The organism is Leptolyngbya sp. 7M, from assembly GCF_018128485.1.
Map to the genome: position 1 here is coordinate 643,558 of NZ_CP070897.1, position 18,488 is coordinate 662,045.

General features: G+C 50.9%; 11 protein-coding genes. 8 read left to right on the plus strand and 3 right to left on the minus strand.

The features are described 5' to 3' along the window. The first annotated feature begins 116 nt into the window (after positions 1-116). From JVX88_RS03090 to xseB, 5 genes are all read left to right on the plus strand, one after another. Positions 117-1,154 (plus strand): 2Fe-2S iron-sulfur cluster-binding protein, encoded by a 1,038-nt coding sequence (locus tag JVX88_RS03090; RefSeq protein WP_211625647.1) that lies wholly within the window; start codon positions 117-119, stop codon positions 1,152-1,154. Between the two features lie 117 nt (positions 1,155-1,271). Continuing rightward, a complete protein-coding gene (locus JVX88_RS03095) occupies positions 1,272-2,138 on the plus strand; it encodes a DMT family transporter (protein ID WP_211625649.1) in 867 nt (288 codons plus the stop codon). 60 nt (positions 2,139-2,198) lie between these two features. Continuing rightward, entirely contained in the window at positions 2,199-3,602 is a 1,404-nt protein-coding gene (xseA, locus tag JVX88_RS03100; RefSeq protein WP_211625651.1) for an exodeoxyribonuclease VII large subunit, read from the plus strand. 22 nt (positions 3,603-3,624) lie between these two features. After that, on the plus strand, positions 3,625-4,299 hold the full coding sequence (locus JVX88_RS03105; protein WP_211625653.1) for a hypothetical protein: 675 nt from the start codon (positions 3,625-3,627) through the stop codon (positions 4,297-4,299). Beyond that, entirely contained in the window at positions 4,296-4,523 is a 228-nt protein-coding gene (gene xseB / locus JVX88_RS03110; RefSeq protein ID WP_211625655.1) for an exodeoxyribonuclease VII small subunit, read from the plus strand. The genes JVX88_RS03105 and xseB overlap by 4 nt, the downstream gene beginning before the upstream one ends. A 14-nt stretch (positions 4,524-4,537) precedes the next feature. On the opposite strand, the gene JVX88_RS38040 is transcribed toward xseB, so the two are convergent. From JVX88_RS38040 to JVX88_RS03130, 3 genes are all read right to left on the minus strand, one after another. Next, entirely contained in the window at positions 4,538-5,101 is a 564-nt protein-coding gene (locus JVX88_RS38040; protein ID WP_315875320.1) for a peroxiredoxin, read from the minus strand. Between the two features lie 90 nt (positions 5,102-5,191). Then, positions 5,192-5,899: a Bax inhibitor-1 family protein gene (locus tag JVX88_RS03125; RefSeq protein ID WP_211625661.1), complete on the minus strand. Its 708-nt coding sequence runs from the start codon at positions 5,897-5,899 to the stop codon at positions 5,192-5,194. Between the two features lie 509 nt (positions 5,900-6,408). Next, positions 6,409-12,330, minus strand: a complete 5,922-nt coding sequence (locus tag JVX88_RS03130; RefSeq protein ID WP_211625663.1) for a Calx-beta domain-containing protein — start codon at positions 12,328-12,330, stop codon at positions 6,409-6,411. Here JVX88_RS03130 and JVX88_RS03135 point away from each other — a divergent pair. The 3 genes from JVX88_RS03135 to JVX88_RS03145 all read left to right on the plus strand — a co-directional run bounded on the left by JVX88_RS03135 (position 12,312) and on the right by JVX88_RS03145 (position 18,478). Continuing rightward, positions 12,312-13,169, plus strand: a complete 858-nt coding sequence (locus tag JVX88_RS03135) for an FG-GAP repeat domain-containing protein (protein ID WP_211625665.1) — start codon at positions 12,312-12,314, stop codon at positions 13,167-13,169. The genes JVX88_RS03130 and JVX88_RS03135 overlap by 19 nt on opposite strands. 68 nt (positions 13,170-13,237) lie before the next feature. Further along, the gene (locus JVX88_RS03140) at positions 13,238-13,540 is read left to right on the plus strand and encodes a hypothetical protein (protein WP_211625667.1); all 303 of its coding nucleotides are present in this window, start codon (positions 13,238-13,240) and stop codon (positions 13,538-13,540) included. A 27-nt stretch (positions 13,541-13,567) separates the two neighbouring features. Then, positions 13,568-18,478, plus strand: a complete 4,911-nt coding sequence (locus JVX88_RS03145) for an RHS repeat domain-containing protein (protein WP_211625669.1) — start codon at positions 13,568-13,570, stop codon at positions 18,476-18,478. Positions 18,479-18,488: the final 10 nt, after the last annotated feature.

The following is an 18,488-nucleotide window of genomic DNA, read 5'->3' on the forward strand; positions in this document are numbered from 1 at the left end:
AACCTAAGATCTTTGAATGATGATCCGTATTTGTCCAACCCAACGAATTGCGGTCGTCGGTCCAGTTTCATATCATATTAGTTTGCAATTTTCATAGTATTTCATTCTGTAAGATTATGAGTAACGACTTTCTTACCTCACTTGAAACATTTGACGAGGCGACTTGGCTTACCGCTATAGGATCTATCGCGGAAGAGATACACGAGGTAGATCGTGTCGCGACGCAGCTATGGTTCCGCTTTTACCCGTTGGATCTGGTTAGATATCTCGAATCCTCCGACGATGTCGAGACCGCGATGAAGGGTATTGCCCTCGAAGGTGATTTTGGACTTCTGGACAAGATCGATTCATCTCATAAATTCTTGTACGGGCACCGATATTGGCCGCAAGTTAAACAGACAATAATCGAAAGGAGCGGATCAAGTGATGCTTTCTCGGACATCGAAACTGAGATCCGTTCCATAGCAAGATCTGTTTCTGAGAAAGCCGGCGTTGAGCTGGGACTCGTGCTCGGCATCTCGGCTGTAGGATTGATGACTCTGGTACAGACAGGGATAGAAGATCTCAGATCCTCACCAGGCAACGTCGAAAAACCTCGCGGACTCATGGCTCGAAGCCCGAATGAGATAGTTGTCGAAAGAAAAAAAGATGATTCCCAGGGTATATTGGGCTTTCTCCGAACAGTTGATAAAGAATATTCGCTATTCTTCGAAGCGCTTGAATATTCTGGAAAATGTAAGGTGATAAATGAGGAAGAGCTTGCCTCAGCATCGCAGAAAGATCATTCAAGAGATTGGCAATCGCTTGACGACCGCTGCTGGGACGGCCCGATACCGATCGAATGTACGTCAGCTTCGTGCGGAACCTGTTGGGTCGGTATTGTCGGAGGAGCTGAAAAGCTTTCTGAACCATCAGTACGGGAACGCAGACAGATGAAGGTATTCGGTTACGATCAGCCTGATGATCAAAAACCATTTCTCCGTTTAGCGTGCCAGGCGAAAGCTTCTGGGAATGTCTCGATCGTGATCCCGCCTTGGAATGCCGTTTTCGGAAAAAAGGTCAGAGGAAACGTGGATGAGGTCGATCTTGAACCCGCGACGACATCAGCAAAACGGCTTAGAGAGACCATCGCCTCGGCGGTCTCGGGCGAATAGTTTTATCATCGACTAACTTACCCGTCATAACCGACGACACACGCTTCGTTTAGAAGCTATTTATATACGGTGCATTGTTAAGAAATGTGTCTAAATTGTGTTCGATGATGTTCCCCGATGCGCGAACAAAGCTCTCCACATCCACTGTTGCTTGTTGTGATCGCGGTGCTTCTTTGGAGCACCGGCGGACTCTTCATAAAGCTAACCTCGCTTGACGCGTACCAAGTTACATTTTTCCGATCGTTTTTTGCCGCTGTGGTGGTAATGATCGTAACCCGGAAAGACGGCCTTAAGATCAACACATTCGGCATCTTTACTTCCATAATTTACGCGATGCTGCTCTTTCTTTTCGTTTGGGCGACGAAGATGACCACCGCGGCAAACGCGATCTTTCTGCAATACACAGCGCCGATCTACATACTTATTCTCGCACCGTTCCTCATCGGCGAACGCTTCCGTTTTCGTGATCTTTTGACGGTTGTGGTCGTTTTAGGTGGGATGAGCCTCTTCTTCGTCGGGAAACTTGAGATCTCCGACTATCAGGGCAATATCGCCGCTCTTTTTTCCGGGATTTTTCTCGGACTGTATATCTTACTTCTTCGTCATCCGCGAGCAGAAGGCTTCAATCCGGCGATCGCCGTGATCTATGGAAATCTTCTTTTGGCGATCCTCAATGCTCCGGCCGGGATATCCGCTCTGCCGACAATGGTATTCCTTGATTGGTTCGCGGTCATTTTCCTGGGTGTTTTTCAGATCGGCATCTCCTACATACTCTTCATCAAAGGAGTCCGCGGCGGAACGCGGCCGCTTGATGCAAGTCTTATCGGCTTCATCGAACCGCTTCTCAATCCGGTTTGGGTATTCATCTTTATCGGGGAACGTCCTGCACCGTGGGCTCTAGTTGGAGCAGCTATTGTCATAAGTGCAATCGCATTGCATACGCTCGCGGTTCATCGCGTCTTTATGCGGTCAAGCCCGACATAAAATATTGGTTGGCTCAGCTAATTAGAACGGCCCAAGCCAAAGATGGCATAATGGTACTAAATGAACGATCCGGGAATATTGAATGCCTTGTTCGATCAACCTGACCAAGGGCCTAGTTCTGTCTCAGAATTAAACGCGGAGATAAAGACCACTTTCGAACGTCGCTTTGCGAACATATGGGTCGAGGGCGAAATAACCGGATTTCATTCCGCAGCCTCTGGCCATTGGTACTTTTCGCTAACTGACGGTGAAACGACCATACGTGCCGCCTGTTTTAAGGGCCAAAACTTCCGCATTCGTTTCAAACCGTCAGATGGCCTACTGGTTCGCGTTCGCGGACGGGTCACGATCTACGAACAGCGCAGCGAATATCAGATCGTTGTCGAATCTCTTGAGCCGGTCGGTGAAGGAGCCCTTGCGGTCGCTTTCGAACAGATTAAGGCGAGACTTCATAGAGAGGGGCTTTTCGATCAGGCACTAAAGCGTCCAATACCTAAACACCCACGGAAAATAGGCGTGGTCACATCGCCGACTGGGGCTGCTCTTTACGATATACTCACCGTACTAGAGCGTCGGGCCCGTTCGATCGATGTCGTTGTGGTCCCGACACTCGTTCAAGGGGAAAAAGCGCCCGAGCAAATAGTTTCGGCGATCCGATCGGCAAATCAATACAATATCTCTTGTGCAAAGGAAGAAAAGATCGACGTGCTGATCGTCGGCAGGGGTGGTGGTTCATCTGAAGACCTTTGGGCATTTAACGAGGAGCAGGTCGCACGGGCCATCCGAGCCTCTGAGATCCCGATAATTTCAGCAGTTGGGCACGAAATAGATATGTCCATCGCGGACCTGGTCGCCGATCTGCGTGCCCCGACTCCGTCCGCGGCTGCGGAAATAGTTGCACGGGCGGAGGCCGAGATCTTTGAACATCTGCGGCGCTGTAGTGAGACCCTTATCCGTTTGGCGTCTTTTCGCCTGATGGAGGCGCGCACCGATCTACAATCTCTTTCGATGGCTCCCGTCTTTACTGGATTTCCATCTTATCTGAGGGAGCTTCGGCAGCGCGTCGAGCAGGAATTGAATAATGCCGGATTTCAGGTGACATCCCGCATCAGGTCTGACGAAACAAGATTTCGGGATCTAATACAAAGACTTTCTCCAGTATCGCTTGCCCAAAAGGCAGGGGCAAACTCCAGACGTCTGGGACAGCTTGAACAGCGAACCACAAATGTTTCTTCGGACATTGTAAAAAAGCGTTGGTCTCGGCTGGAGCTTGAAATGGGGCGGCTTGATGCAATGTCCCCGCTTCGGGTTTTGGATCGGGGCTATTCGATCACTCAAAAGGAGAACGGAAGTGTGGTAATGAATGCAAAGACAGTTGAGCCCGGAGAATTGCTCTCCGTCAGGCTGGCGGTTGGCGGGCTGAAGGTTACCGTTAAGGAGAAACAGGACCAGAGCAGTTCCTGATCTGATCATAAGATCTGTCATAATGCGCAAACCATTAAAGATAGTTTTAATAGCGCTTCTTCTTTTGACTGCAGTTGGTTTTGCGGGCTCATATATCTATTGGCAGCGTGTTAAACAACGCCCTGAGTATTCGCTCGCTCTTCTTGTAAAGGCCGCACAGGAAAAGGATGCGGCAACAATTAATGATCTGGTCGATACCAACGCTATAGTTGACGGGTTTGTGCCGCAGGTGTTCTATAAAGCCACAGAACTGTATGGCCGCGGGATCCCACCCGCCGCGGTCGAACGTCTTTCATTCATTGCTGCACCTTTGCTCCCACAAGTAAAGGAGAGAGTTCGCGCGGAACTGCCCGAAACGCTGCATCGTCACACGGAGAACTTGGCCGAGGTACCATTCCTTGCACTCGTGATCGCAGCCGATCAGTATGTGAAAGTTACGCAAGAGAGAGATTCTGCCACGATCGAGATACCAGCATATCGTGAGGGCTTTGAGATAAGGATGCGACGGAATGACCAAACCTGGCACGTGGTCGGGATCAAGGATGATGAGTTGGCGGCGGCGGTCGCCCATTCGATCGGTCAACAGCTAATAGGTGCGGCGGCCAGCAGCGACCTAAACAAAGCCGGTGAGAAGCTAGGCATCAAGGAACTGGAATCAATAATAAAACAGGCTACCGGAATACTGGAACAAAAATGAAGAAGACTTTTGAACAAGCCCTTGACGAACTTGAATCGATAGTAAAACGTCTGGAAGAAGGTGATATGCCGCTTGAGGAAAGCCTTGAGCTTTTTGAGCGAGGCGTGCGCCTTTCGCGCGATTGCCGGGACCGGCTTGAAAAAGCCGAGCGGCGCATAGAAATGCTGACCAAGGATCCATCGGGCGAGATAAGACTTGAGCCCATCTCGCTCGACGAAGAATAAACATTGGCATAGGATCACGGTTCCTGTGCGGGACGCCTAGCCTTTCTCTGTTGGATCAGGTCACATGCCTGATAGGCCCCTGTCGGATCGATAGCGGAACTCCCTGTTTCGATATGTTGTATCTTTCCTTCGATGTCAATCACAAAGGTCCCGCGGCGACCGTAACCGGTCTGCTCATTGTATAGGCCGTATGCCTTTGTAACCTCTCGCTTCCAATCGCTTAAGAGCGGGAACGTAATGCCGAGCTTTTTACCGAATTCCCTATTCGATGCAAAGCTATCCATCGAAATGCCAACCACCTGTGTTTCTTTTTCTTCGAATTTTGCTATATCAGCCTGATACGCTTTCAGCTCGGCTTCTCAACCGCCCGTAAAGGCAAGTACGTAAAAGGCAAGCACCACGTTCTTTTTGCCGCGCAGATCGCTTAACTTGAATTTATTCCCGGTCGTGTCGTTAAGCTCCAGGTCGGGAGCCATATCGCCTACCTTCAAATCTGTTGCCGGAGTCTGAGGTGTTTGAGCAGGCATCAAGACCGCAAATATTGCCAGCAAAAAGACAGAAAAGATAATCCGTTTCATTTTGATCACCTCACGAAAAAGAGTTCGAAGATTCCGACGTAACGTTAACACGGAAACCTTCGAACTCTAAATTCCTACAGATCAAGAATATCAATCGCGGGAACTAAAGATACTCAGGATATACCAGAACAACAGGGCAATGCCGGCAAAAAGCGTTAGCGACGCGGCCACGTGCTGGTTAGGATTAAATTGATGCAGCACGTTGGAGGTATTGTAAAGTATCGCCGTTCCGGCGAACGCCACCATTACGAAAGCAAAAACGCTGCCGAGAGAGAAACCAAAAAGAATGCTTGCAACGATAAATCCAAGGGCTGCAAAACCTCCGATCGCGACGATTGGCCCGAGCCAGGAAAAATCAGCCCGCGTAATGAAAACCGTCGCAGTGATGCCAAGAAATAGCCCGATAGTTACGATGCCCGCTTTAGCAATGGCATATTCGTCCGCGGCATAATACTGGGCTATAAAGAGAAGCGGCACGAATATGATCGCCTCTGCAAGGATAAATATCCCAAGCCCTGCGTACTGCATCACCGCTGAGGTATCAGACATTGCCCAGCGGTTCGCCAGATACGAGATACCCATAAACGCACCCAAGACGATCAGCCAGGAATACTGAGTTCCGAGCAGCGTTGACGCTATCGCGGGTGCCATTCCGGAAGCAAAGATCGCCGTTTCCACCAAGATAAACGCCAAGATCGCACCCGCAAGCAGCGTATAGGTCTTGCGGATGAACTGAGCCCGCTGAGAGGGCATCGCATCAGCCACCGAATTACCGAATGATGTTGAATATTCGTTCATAGTTTTCTCTTTGCTTAGATTTCCAAAAGGCCAGATCCGCTGTCCGAATTCGCACACGAAACCGCCCAAAAGCAAGTCAATACAGATATTGTATCTTAGAACTTTATACTTGGGAACAAGATCAGGTAATGTATAGATCCTAAAAAACGATAAACTAATGTAAGAAACTGCACACTAACTTACGCTAAAGCTTAACTCGAAAATCCCCAGCTAGTTACCATCGCAGAATCTCAGACTTGACACCAGTTGCCTTGACACAACAGTTTGTGACGGTTGAATTACCGACGGCTGAGTTTAGCAGATAAGAGGATCGTCACAACTCACAACTGTAGTGAGCTCGCACCGCATCGGCAATGAAATTTAGCAGATAAGAGAATCGTCACAATTCACAACGATGGTTGAAACAAAAAGAATCACGCCGTACGCGAAGTTCTGAAGGAGGATACTAAAGCTTAGAAACGGAAAGGGCTGTCGAAACTTCTGCTCCGAACAGCCCTTTCCCTATTCCACTAGTACGGCATATAGGCAGTTGCCGCCGGGACGTCGCCGGCCAGGCCCCAATTTGAGCCGCCGGAGCCGCCGCCGCTGTAAAGCAGATACCAATCGCCGGTAGATGGCCTGAAGACCACAATATCCGTGGTTCCGTCACCGTCGTAATCCGCCGGAGCCGGAATATCAGTTGCCACACCCCAATTAGCGACACGCGAAGTATTGGTAAGTGAATCAAGTATCCACCATTGGCCGTTTCGATAGATCGCCAGATCATTTGACCCATCGCCATCAAAATCGCCCGAAAGCGGGATATCGGTCGGCAAGCCCCAGCTTGCTATCCGAATTGTATTTGTTCGGCTTTGGAAGATATACCAAATGCCTCCGCGATAGACGGCGATATCCGTCTTGGCATCGCCATCGTAATCGCCCTGAACCGGACGATCGCCCGACAAGCCGAAGTTGACCGTATAGAACGTACCATTCGAACTTCGGCGAATCCACCAATCACCGCTTGACGGACGGAATACCGCAAGGTCGGTCCTGCCGTCGCCATCGTAATCGCCCTGAACAGGAATGTCTCCGGCTTGGCCTAGCTGCTCGGTATAGATGCCGGAGGTTTGGCTCGACCTGATGGTCCAGATACCGGTGGCGGCATCCCATACGGCAAGGTCCATCTTGCCGTCGCCATCGTAATCGCCCGGCACCGCGGTGCCCGCATCGCCAAGATCCACGATGAGCGGTGCTCCGCCGGTCGAAGGAGCGATGTACCAGGTTCCTTCGCTCGGACGATAGATGCCGATGTCGCCCTTTAGGTCGCGATCAGAATCGGCCACATAAGCACGGTCATCATCGATGATAATGCCTGTGCCCTGAGCGTCCGTAATGCTTGCATTAATGGGGTTACTGAGGTTCAGGAACAGCGTTTCGTTCGCCTCCTTGAAGGTGTCGCCTACCACGGAAACCGTAACCGTCTGCGTTTGCTGTGGGATGCCCACGGCATTATAGATCGGTGTGTTGAAGGTAAGCGTTCCGCCCGTTGCAAGGTAATCAACGCCCGCGGTTGCAGTTCCGTTTGAGGTCGAGTAATCAACGGACGCGAATCCCGCTCCGGTGTGCGTTACCGTAAACGTCATATTTACTGTCCCGGCATTGCCCTCAAAGACGCGGACATCATTTACAGAAAGCGAACCCGCCGCAGGATCATTGTCTTCGATCGTTTGAACTGCAGTGCTTGGCGTTCCGAGTACTGCACCGCCGGTTGGATTGCTCAACGTGTAATTGAAGGTTTCATCCGGCTCATCAAGAAGATCGTCGCAGATCACCACATTGAAGGTCTGGCTGGTAACGCCGTTCGGGAATGTTAGTGTTCCATTAGTGGTGATGTAATCTACGCCCGGGGTACAGCTTGCTCCGCCGGTGGCAGTACCGTTGCTGGTAGCGAAATCAACGGTAACCGTCCCGTCAGATCCTCCGGTCCTTGTTACGGTTACGGTGAACGGACTTGCACCTTCACTACCAGAATAGGTCGGACTGCTGAACTGCAGCGAACCCGGATTTCCGGAACTGACAAATTCATCGGCCCCGATGTCCGGAGTAGTAGCCGAACGCGGATCACCGTCGATATCCGTTACCACATCAGCGAGCGGCGTGCCGGCATTGATCATCGGACTACCCGATTGAATATGCAGATCGGTAGCCGAAACAAACAACGGATCGACAGCAAGCGAATTTGCATCCTGCCCGGTCCCTGTTTGCCAATTAGCAAGCGTTGGACGATCCGTACCTCCAATAAACCCGACCGAACCAGTAGAAAAGTAATCGTTATAGTTGATCGTGCTGAAGACGGAGGCCGCGGCCGCACTGTGTACTGCACGGCGAGTTGCTCCAGCCGTTTGCGTATTGGCAAAGATATTGTTGCGAACATCTAATGCCCCCGCAGCAACCACAGCTGAAGTAAGATTCAATGCAGCGGTGGTCCCGCTTGCCTGATTCGTGTTCAGGTTTATAGAGTTGTGGTAGATCTTATAACCACCCGCCGTTGCCGCAGCGTTTACGGTGATACCGTGCCCATTACTTGCAACAGTCGCGGACCCCGCTGCGATAACGTTCCAGATGAAATTATTCGCGATCAGTATATTAGTTGTTGGTGTTGCGGAAAGCTGCATACCGAATGCACCGGTACCCGAAGCGCTTAGATTATGTACATTCGAAATGCGATTTCCCGTTACGGATCCGTTCGTAACTGCAAAAGCAAGTTGGATGCCGGTCAATGCACCCGTCGTACCCGTGAAGTTGGTTACGCCGAGAACCGTGTTATTGCGAATAACAAAGTTGTTGGCATTACCCATAAGCATTCCTCGGAAGCGATTCTTCTCCGCCTCGACCGTGGAACCAAATTCATTATCGGTAACCAGCCAGTTTTGATCCAATCCCGTATTACCCTGATTATAGATGGAGTTCTGAACGGTGTGGATCCAGTTATTGACCACCGAGTTGTTATTGTTCGGCGCCTCAGCAGGCCCGCCAATGGTTGTACCGCTTCCGGCAAGGATACCGGCCGTCGTTTGTGCGGTGGCCCCGCCAGCCCCGTGAATGACAGTGTTCTTGACGGTGTTGTTGGTTGCACCATTGCTTGCGCTTGCGCTTCGTATCCAGATCACCGTCGAGGTCCCTGTCTGAAGATTCACGATGGTAAGGCTGCGGTCTGTTCCACCTGAGAGCGACCCGTCTATAACAACCCGGTCGGCCCCATTTAGATTTATCAACCCATTGTTCGTGGCTCCAGTACCCGAGATGGTTCTTGCAGCTCCGCTTGGTTTGATCGTTAAAGTATATCCGCCGGCTCCAAATTCGCTTATCTGGTTAAGAGCTACAGCACCGGTCTCAGCAGTCAGATCGGATGTGATGTTAATGGTAAGATCACCGTTCAATCCGGCACCGTTGATAGCCTGGAAGACACCCCCTGGATTTGTCAGCGAAGTGAAGACCTCGCCGGTTCCGACATTGATCGTACCGCTTAGCGGCGGCGGAACATCAACGATCGTTAACGTAGCCGGATTGTTGGTTCCGATAGTTGCCCCACCGGTAGGATTCGAAAGCGTCAAATTTACCGTCTCGTTCGCCTTCAGCGTTCCATCTGTACAAGTTTGAACGTTGAACGTTTGAAGCCCGACACCATTTCCAAAGGTAAGCGTTTGAGGACCTGGGTTGATGTAATCCACACCCGCAGTACAAGCCGCACCACCGGTTGCGGTCCCATCCGTTAATGTAACCGTGATCCCAACCGTCCCATCAAGTCCTGCCGATCTGATAACGTTTATAGTTGCGGCACTTCCTTCATTCGTGCTGTAACTTGTTGAGCTGAATTGAATTTGCCCAGGACCACTTACCGTGATCTCGTCTGCTCCGATATCAGGTACAGAGGGACGCGGATCACCATCAATATCGTCCACAACGCCAACATTTACACCTGCGCTTTCCATCAAGGAAGTAGGCAAGATGTGAAGGTCTGCATTAGATGTGAATGATGGATCTACCTTCTTGCTGGCATTATCGTTATTGCCGCCTGCAGCTAAGGTACTGGTATAAGCACGGAAATTGGTTGCCGGAGTCGTGGTGGTTGGGTCGAAATTATCCAACGTATATTCGCCCGTGCCAAAAGCTGTGCCCACCTGAGCCAGACGGTTCTGGGCATCTGATCCAACAAAATAATCGTTGTTATTCAGCGTCAGATTCATCGCACTCGTCGCACCTGACGGCAAGAAAACAGCGACGTTACGGGTACCAGAAGGATTTCCTCCCGAGATAGTGTTGACAAAAATATTGTTTCTGACGTCAACGCCGGTTTGGCCTGTAGCCACAATAAGGAACGCTGCCGTTAAGTTCGTATTTGTAACCCCGGGCATCGTTCCATAGAGATTGACCGAATTGTGATAGATCACGTGGTTCGTACCTGATCCGATCCGGATACCATACGCACCAAATGTTGTCCCAAATGCGCCGGTTCCGGTGGTCTGATTGTTTATCACGCCTGAAACAAAGTTGTTTCTTACCACGTGAGCACTTCCAATAATGCCCGTTACGTTGATCCCGTATGCAGACCAACTCGAGACATTGTTATTTTGAACCCTATTTACTCGATTCTTCTCGATAACGGCACCGGTCGTATTCGTGCTGTTTACACCAACGTTGATACCCTGACCAGCCGCACTTGAAGCTATGAAGCCTTCTACCCACACCAAGTTTCCTGCTATTACCGCATTTGAAGATCCGTTGACTGTGATCCCTATCGCCGTAACTTGATCAACTGCCCCTGCGATGGAATTACCGACCTCGTTATTCCTGATCTGAAGTCCGGGCGCAACAGAAGTAGCAGCACCATTTATCGAAATGGCACGAGCGGCTGTTACCACACGATTGTTTTGGATCAACAGATTAGACGCTGTCGCCCCTGCCGCAACCCCTGTGGAAACTGATGCCACGGCGGTCGGAGCGGTGGTCGCACCAGAAGCATTTGGACCAAGGAAAATACCGAACGTCGTATTCTCAGAACCAGCGGTCGTAGTCGCTGTACTAATATTCCTGCCCGGCGAACTACCAACAATATTCAGGTTCCTAACAATATTATTATCCGCACTTGTAACCGTGGTGGTATTAAGCGCGATACGTACAACTGATGTAAAGGTCGTGGTGTTCGAGGCCGTATTGTGAATTGTCAGATCACGATTTGTGCCTGCAGTGTTTGGATTGTCTCCATCAATAGTCACATTATCTGCACCATTCAGTTCGATCAATCCGCGTCCCTGAGCAGAAGCCCCCGAAACGGTCACACCGTCTGCACCCGGACGGATCAGAACGGAAGAGTAACTGGCCGATCCGGCACCGCTGCTGTTCAACACAACGGTACCAGGTTCGGTGGTGTTTTGATTGATGTTTACAACGATGTCTCCCTGATGTGTGCCATCATTGATCGCCGCAACAGCCTCTGTAAGCGTATTGTATGAACCGGAAGTAGTCCCGGCAGATGCGGTTACCGTTACTGGCCCGGTAACAACATCGTCATCTACGATGGTAACAGTCGCTGTGGCCGGCGTGCCGAGCGTTGCTCCGCCAGTCGGGTTTGAAAGAGTAACATCAAATGTTTCATCCGATTCAACGGTCGAATCATCACAAATGGTAACGTTGAATGTCTTGGATGCTTCACCATTAGCAAACGAGACCGTGCCTCCTGTATTTATATAGTCAATACCTGCACCGCAAGAGGCCCCGCCGGTAGCAGTACCGCCACCTAGAGAATAATCTATGCCGACGGCACCATCAGTACCTCCAGTGCGATTGACTGTTATAGTCACGTTCCCCGCATTCTCATTAACGGAATATGATGAGTTGCTGAGGGCCAGTATTCCAGGAGAAATAAGAGCACCGGGTTCGGCGAGTGTCCAATCTGAAAAGGAGGAGACACCTGTTATCGTAGCCGTGTTTGCCCCAGTATTCACGGTTCCGCCCGGCTGCGTGAACGCCCCATCATATTTCAATATTACAAAGTCGTTTTCGTTGGCCGTCCCCGGAATGTCCGCCGGATCGAGATAGCTAAATGTTAGATCCGACGTAACACCAGTTCCAGAGAGCTTCCAGTGTCGTGAAAGAGCTTTTGAGGGATTAGGTATATTTGGCTGCACTGTTCCAACTGCACGCACGGATAGTGAACCTGTTCCCGCTGTCACATTTGCAGCTACCGGCGAATAGCCATTTTGCCCAACGTGATAGGTGTAAGCTCCGGTTGAGCTAAAGTCACGTCTAAGGTTTCCATTGACGAAACCGTTTGTCCGCGTTACCGCTCCGTTATGGACCAGGGTGTTCGCTCCGGTCACGATCTCACCGTTGGTCAGCGCCAAGGCCCCGGTAACCGTTGCATCTCCCGGTGGAGGATGCGAACGCAAATGCCGCTCCGCCGGCCGATCTCGCGGTGTGGCGGCCATCAACGGGAGTTTGGTGGGTGCTCGGTGGGCCGGGGTCGCAGCAGACCACATTCCAATGGGGCGGCGGGAGCGACATGCCCGTGCCGGGCGATTATGACGGCGACGGAAAGACCGACTTTGCGATCTTTAGGCCCAGCCAGGGGGAATGGTGGATATTCAAGTCGTCCGACAATACATACTATGCATTCCAGTTCGGGATGAGCGGCGATACGCCGATAGCGGCCGATTTCGACGGCGACGGGAAAAGCGATCAGGCGGTCTTCAGGCCGGATTCGCCGAGTGCGGGCCAAGGTTCCTGGTACATTTTGCAGAGTTCGGGCGCTGGAGTTATCTCGCAGCAGTTCGGGCTCTCGACCGACAAACCGGCCCCGGCGGACTTTGACGGCGACGGTCGTGCGGACATAAATGTCTGGCGCGATTCCAACTACACTTTCTACACTCTCTACAGCACAACATCTTCGGTAGGCTCTGTAGTTCTCGGTTCATCCGCAGGAACACCCGTCCCAGCAGATTACGATGGCGACGGCAAAGCCAATTACGCAAGGCTTAACGGCAACCAGTGGCTGATCCTGAACGCATCTTACACATCCTCATCAGCCGTCACGTTTCAGAACTCCGGCGATATTCCGGTCCACAACGACTACGACGGAGACGGAATCGTTGACATCGCCGTCTGGCGAGCCTCAAACGGCACCTGGTATATACGCCAGTCATCGCTCCTCGGACAATCCGGCGAACTTCGCACCCAGCAATGGGGAGCCAGCGGAGATATTCCGGTACCGGCGTTTTATAGGAGATAACCTTAGTTAAAATTTGACGCCGTTAATGATGGAAACTACTTTTTACCTTGAAATATTCGGAGAAGATCATGGCTAGGTTAATTCTACAAGAGCACTCGATTCGCACTTATATCGTCGCGGCTCTAATCGGTCTAATATCCTCGTCAACACTGCTTGGGCAGGAATCAAAAATAGTTGAAGGTGGAGTTATAAGCGGAATCCCGTATGCGTCGACTCAGTTTGAGGATATTAATCTGACCAATGGAGCACTCAACCTGAATTTCCCGTTAGCGAGCCTTAAAGGAAGAGGATCTGTTTCTCATTCGTATGCATTACGGTACAACAGTAAGCTCTGGCAGACGGTAACGAATCCAGTTTACAACCCAAATTGACCAGTCGATCCAACCTACCAGAATTTTATGACGGATACATACGATTCCGGATGGCAGGACAATGGTCACTATTACTACATCCTATGGAATCGAAATATGACCTTAGATTTTCCTGGAGGCGATATTTGTAGCAATGGTCAAGCCTGGGCTTACGCTTACAGATGGAAGTTGGAAATGGTTGCCCCGGGAGGGCGCAAGATCGAATTCAGGCCGACAGGCTTTTCTGATATCCCTCCCGGTCAAAGCGATGATAGGGGTGGATATTTCAATGTACATCCCGACGGAAAGGTGACAACGGTCCAGTGGTCTGGATCGGTGTGCTATGGAGTAGACAGCACTCCGTCAGGTAATCGAACGACCTACTACAGTTCGGACGGTTCAGGAATCAGATTGACCTTTGCGAACCAGGAGCAACTCGGATTTGTATGGGAAATGTCGATGCCGGATGGCTCAAGGATAATTGAAAAGGTCGGCGGCGGACAGAAGATCATTGACCGAAATGGAAACTTCATTGAATCGGCAACGATCACCCTTCCGGATTCGTCACAAGCACCCGGATGGGTCGACGAAGCTGGAAGATGGATAGCACGGAAAATTGGCGCGCAAACAAACGAGGATCATTATTACCAACTGGGGTTCAATGGTGAATTGTTGACAACGAAGGTGATTTGGAAGGATATCTTTGTTCGTCGGAATTATGTGACCACCTGCGCGATTGGATGCGCGCCAAACGAACGAGGACCAGTAACAGATCAACAAGTCCAGATGTCATTCAGGGTAGTGGATCGAATCGAGTTGCCGTCTCAATTAGGCGGCCTTGAATACCAATTCGAGTACCACGCAAAGGATCAGGATGATACCGAAGTATCTCCGGGCTGGGGCGAGGTCAAGTCCATCGAGATGCCCACGGGGGCGAAGATCCGCTACGGCTATAAACTATCAGCCCTGTCCCCTGAGGAAGAATACAACGACTCGTTTGAGAATGAGCTGTTCCTCAGAACGGACCAGATCCTTGAGCGAGCAGGAACCATCAGCAAGAAGGTCCTTGAATATGAAGAGACCTACGACGGGCAAACGGAAGAACGCAAGGACATATGGGCGTACAGCATCTCTCGATATCAAAGCTCTGTTATCGGGCCAGATGGGGCGACAAATCAGCAGTTCTTCTATGACATTGTAAATGATGTAAAGAAAGGCGGACAAGTTTACAAGGAGATCAGGGGCGACGGGACGATAATCGAGCGTATTTGGCAGAACAATTTCCCCGTTGGCGCAACCTACGGATCGGGGAACCGTCTCAATCCGTTCGTCAAAACTGAACTGATAACGATCCCGAATTCAGCAGGTAGTCCGGCATTAAGCATGATCAGGGACTATAACTTCGACCAAAACGGCAATCCGTTGATGTCAGCAGAGTATGACTGGATATCCGCCTCATCAGGCTCGATTCATCGGACCAGCGGGGTGTTTACAGGATTCAGTGGGTTGACGCCAGCAAGGTCATCGGCAACCAGCTACTACAATGGAACCCCCGAGTTCTCAAGCACGACATCATCGGCAAATGCTTATTACTTCGCAACAGCCCCGTACTTACGTAGTTTGACAGCCGCTTCCGAGGTTAAAGACTCTTCTGGTACGCCCGTCAGTCGAACCGAGATCTATTATGACAATCTTTCCACACCAACAGTCGGCAACCCGACCGAAATTAGAACTTGGGACTCGTTCAAAGGCGGGCAGTATCGTTCCTATAGCGCGCCGCTGACCACAAGTAATTCGATCTCTACATTTGCAGAATACGACAGTTTCGGAAATGTTACGAAGGCAAAGGATGCGAACGGTGTAGAGACGGTATTTACTTTCGGCAATGTTGCCGGTCCGAGCGGTAACGTAACCGGTCTTTACCCGACGAAGACGGAGGCTGCCGCAAACTATTCGAGTTTGAAACGCACGTCAACTGCGGTCTTTGATTTCTATACCGGGTTGGTCACTTCAGCAAAGGACGAGGACAACGATGTTACGGTGGTGACGGAGTATGACGATTTGGGGCGGCCTGTGAAGGTGAGGAATGCCTACGGGACGGTGCTTGAAAGCTGGACGACGAGCGAATACGACGATGTGAATCGCCGTATCGTAGTGCGCTCGGATCTTGAGACAAAGGACGACGGGCGAAAGGTCGCAATCCGGCATTTCGACCAACTGGGACGTGTGCGCCTTTCGCGTACTCTTGAAGACTCATCGACCGAAAGCCCCTACAACGAGCAGCACGGCATAAAGGTTCAGACGCGATATCGTTATGATGATGGCGAGAATCCTACCAGCAGCAACGGTGTTTTTTCGCTCACTTCGAATCCCTATCGTGCCGCCACCTCCGACGCCGCGACGAACGAGGAGACAATGGGCTGGACGCTCTCCTATGCCGACAAGACCGGCAGGTTTAGTACGATGACGACGTATTCCGGTGCCACGCTTCCGGCACCCTGGGGCGGCAACAGTAATAGCACAGGGACGATATCGACAAACGTCGATGCCGACCGGACGCTTGTGACGGATCAGGCCGGGAAGAGCCGGATAAGTAGGACGAACGCGCTTGGGCAGTTGAAAGAGGTTTGGGAGGTTCTTGCCGCGAGCGAGACCGGATCGGAGAGCGTCAGTTTTCCGAACACGTCCATTGCACACGGCTTCAAGACAACTTACAGCTATGACTCACTCAGTAACCTTACGACCGTAAATCAGGGCCAGCAGACGAGAACGTTTACTTACAGCAGTCTTTCGCGCCTGCTTTCAGCGACGAATCCGGAATCGGGAACGATCAGCTACGGCTATGATTCCAACGGCAATCTGACCAGTAAGGTAGATGCTCGGAACATAACGACCAGCTACTCCTATGACGCCCTTAATCGTGTTACACAAAGAAGCTACTCCGGCGAATCGGGTTATACTACCCCTACGGTGGGTTATTTTTACGACGATCCGCAGACCGCAAACTCAAAGGGCCGGCTGACAAGGGTCTCGTCAAGCATTTCAGCCACGGAGTACACAGAGTTCGATATTCTTGGCCGGATCAAGGCACACAAACAAACGACCGATGGCGAGGAGTATGAGATCGGCTATGTTTACAATTTGTCTGGTACATTGATCGAGCAGACCTACCCATCGGGCAGAGTTGTCAAGAACACTTTAGACCAGAATGGCGATCTGGCTCAGGTTCAGAGCAAAAAGAATAGTGCGGATATTTTCAGGAACTACGCGAATAGTTTTGTTTATAACGCTGCCGGGTCTGTCACGAGTTTAAGGCTCGGCAATGGAAAATACGAGACGACCGAGTTCAACTCGCGGCTCCAGCCCGTCCAAATAGGACTTGGGAACTCTCTGACCGACACAGGCCTTTTGAAACTTAACTACGACTACGGAACGACGCAGAACAACGGGAACATTCTTTCCCAAACGATAACGGTTCCAACTGTCGGGCAAACACCGGGATTTGTCGCAACTCAAACCTACAACTATGACTCGCTCAACCGCATAAAGCAGGCAACGGAGACGATCCCGAATCAAACCGGCTGGCAGCAGACTTTCCAATATGATCGTTACGGGAATCGAAACTTTGACGAGGTGAACACGACCACTCTGCCAAAGAACTGCGTGAACGGTTCGACGCCGGTCGTCTGTCCGGGAGACGTGCCAATTGTCAATCCTTCGGTAAACCCCGCAAACAACCGCTTGAACGGTTACCCCTTCGACCCGGCGGGGAACACGACCGTCGATGCCGAAGGCCGCCAGTTCACCTACGACGCGGAAAACAAACAGGTCAAAGTAAGAGACTCGCAGAGCCAGACCATCGGCGAGTATTTTTACAACGGCGAGGGAGAAAGGGTCAAAAAGATAGTACCCGCAACCGGCGAAACAACGGTTTTTGTGTATGATGCTGAAGGCAAAATGATAGCCGAGTACTCTACCGAGCTTTCACAAACTCCGCAGGTCAGCTATCTGACGCACGACCATCTGGGGTCACCGCGTATTCTGACTGACGAAAACGGAAGTATTATTTCCCGCAGAGATTTCCGTCCTTACGGAGAACAGATAATACGTTTCGGGTACGGGCAAGATACTATAAGGAAGCAGTTTGCCACATATGAGCGCGACACCGAGTCTGATCTCGACTTTGCCCAAGCAAGGTATTACTCCCCGAATCTCGGTCGGTTTTTTAGCATCGACCCCGAAAATGCCGATGCCGAAGAAGAAATCCCGCAAAGCTGGAACGCATACGCTTATGCAAGAAATAACCCTCTGAAATATGGCGACCCCTCAGGCGAAGGCGTTCAAGTATGTACAACCAGCGGCGAACGTCAGTGTACCGATTTCACCGAGAAACAGTGGCAAAACTTCCTCAAGATCAACAAAGAATCCGGCGAATATACAATCAAGGGTAATAAAGTATTTATCAAAGGTACGGATGAAGTAGCATTCGTTATTACCTCAAGCACGATGCTCAGTGAAGACCGAATGCAACTCTTCCGTGTGGGTGGCCCGGAAGCCATAAAGAAAGCTAAAGTAGTTGGCGTTGCAGCCGCCGGAGCAGCAGTTGTTGGAACAGCGTGTGGATTAACGGGCGGAGCCGGTTGTGTTGCCGCTGCTGGCGCTGCTTTGAGAGAAGGTGTTAGGAGAGCATCACCAGCTGCGATTCAAGAACTTGCAGCAGCTTTGCGATTTACAGGCACAACTGCGCTCCGTCAAGCAAATCCTGCCAGGCGTGTTCCTCTGCAGACGCTTGCCACTGCAATTCTAACGGGTCAGCGAATGGCTGATCCTCAACGTGCTCAGGGAGCAATCAAGATAGTTCAAGAAATGTGGAAGAATGGCGTGAAGTATAAGCTCGAGATTATCTATCGTGAAGCGGACAAAACCATTCTTCATTTTCTTTACAAACGAGCTAAATAGAGGACGAAAT

Bases quoted from the DNA above. Each gene is read 5' to 3' on its own strand.
- JVX88_RS03090 (WP_211625647.1), top strand. From the start codon at position 117: ATGAGTAACGACTTTCTTACCTCACTTGAAACATTTGACGAGGCGACT.
- JVX88_RS03095 (WP_211625649.1), top strand. From the start codon at position 1,272: ATGCGCGAACAAAGCTCTCCACATCCACTGTTGCTTGTTGTGATCGCG.
- xseA (WP_211625651.1), top strand. From the start codon at position 2,199: ATGAACGATCCGGGAATATTGAATGCCTTGTTCGATCAACCTGACCAA.
- JVX88_RS03105 (WP_211625653.1), top strand. From the start codon at position 3,625: ATGCGCAAACCATTAAAGATAGTTTTAATAGCGCTTCTTCTTTTGACT.
- xseB (WP_211625655.1), top strand. From the start codon at position 4,296: ATGAAGAAGACTTTTGAACAAGCCCTTGACGAACTTGAATCGATAGTA.
- JVX88_RS03125 (WP_211625661.1), bottom strand. From the start codon at position 5,899: ATGAACGAATATTCAACATCATTCGGTAATTCGGTGGCTGATGCGATG.
- JVX88_RS03140 (WP_211625667.1), top strand. From the start codon at position 13,238: ATGGCTAGGTTAATTCTACAAGAGCACTCGATTCGCACTTATATCGTC.
- JVX88_RS03145 (WP_211625669.1), top strand. From the start codon at position 13,568: ATGACGGATACATACGATTCCGGATGGCAGGACAATGGTCACTATTAC.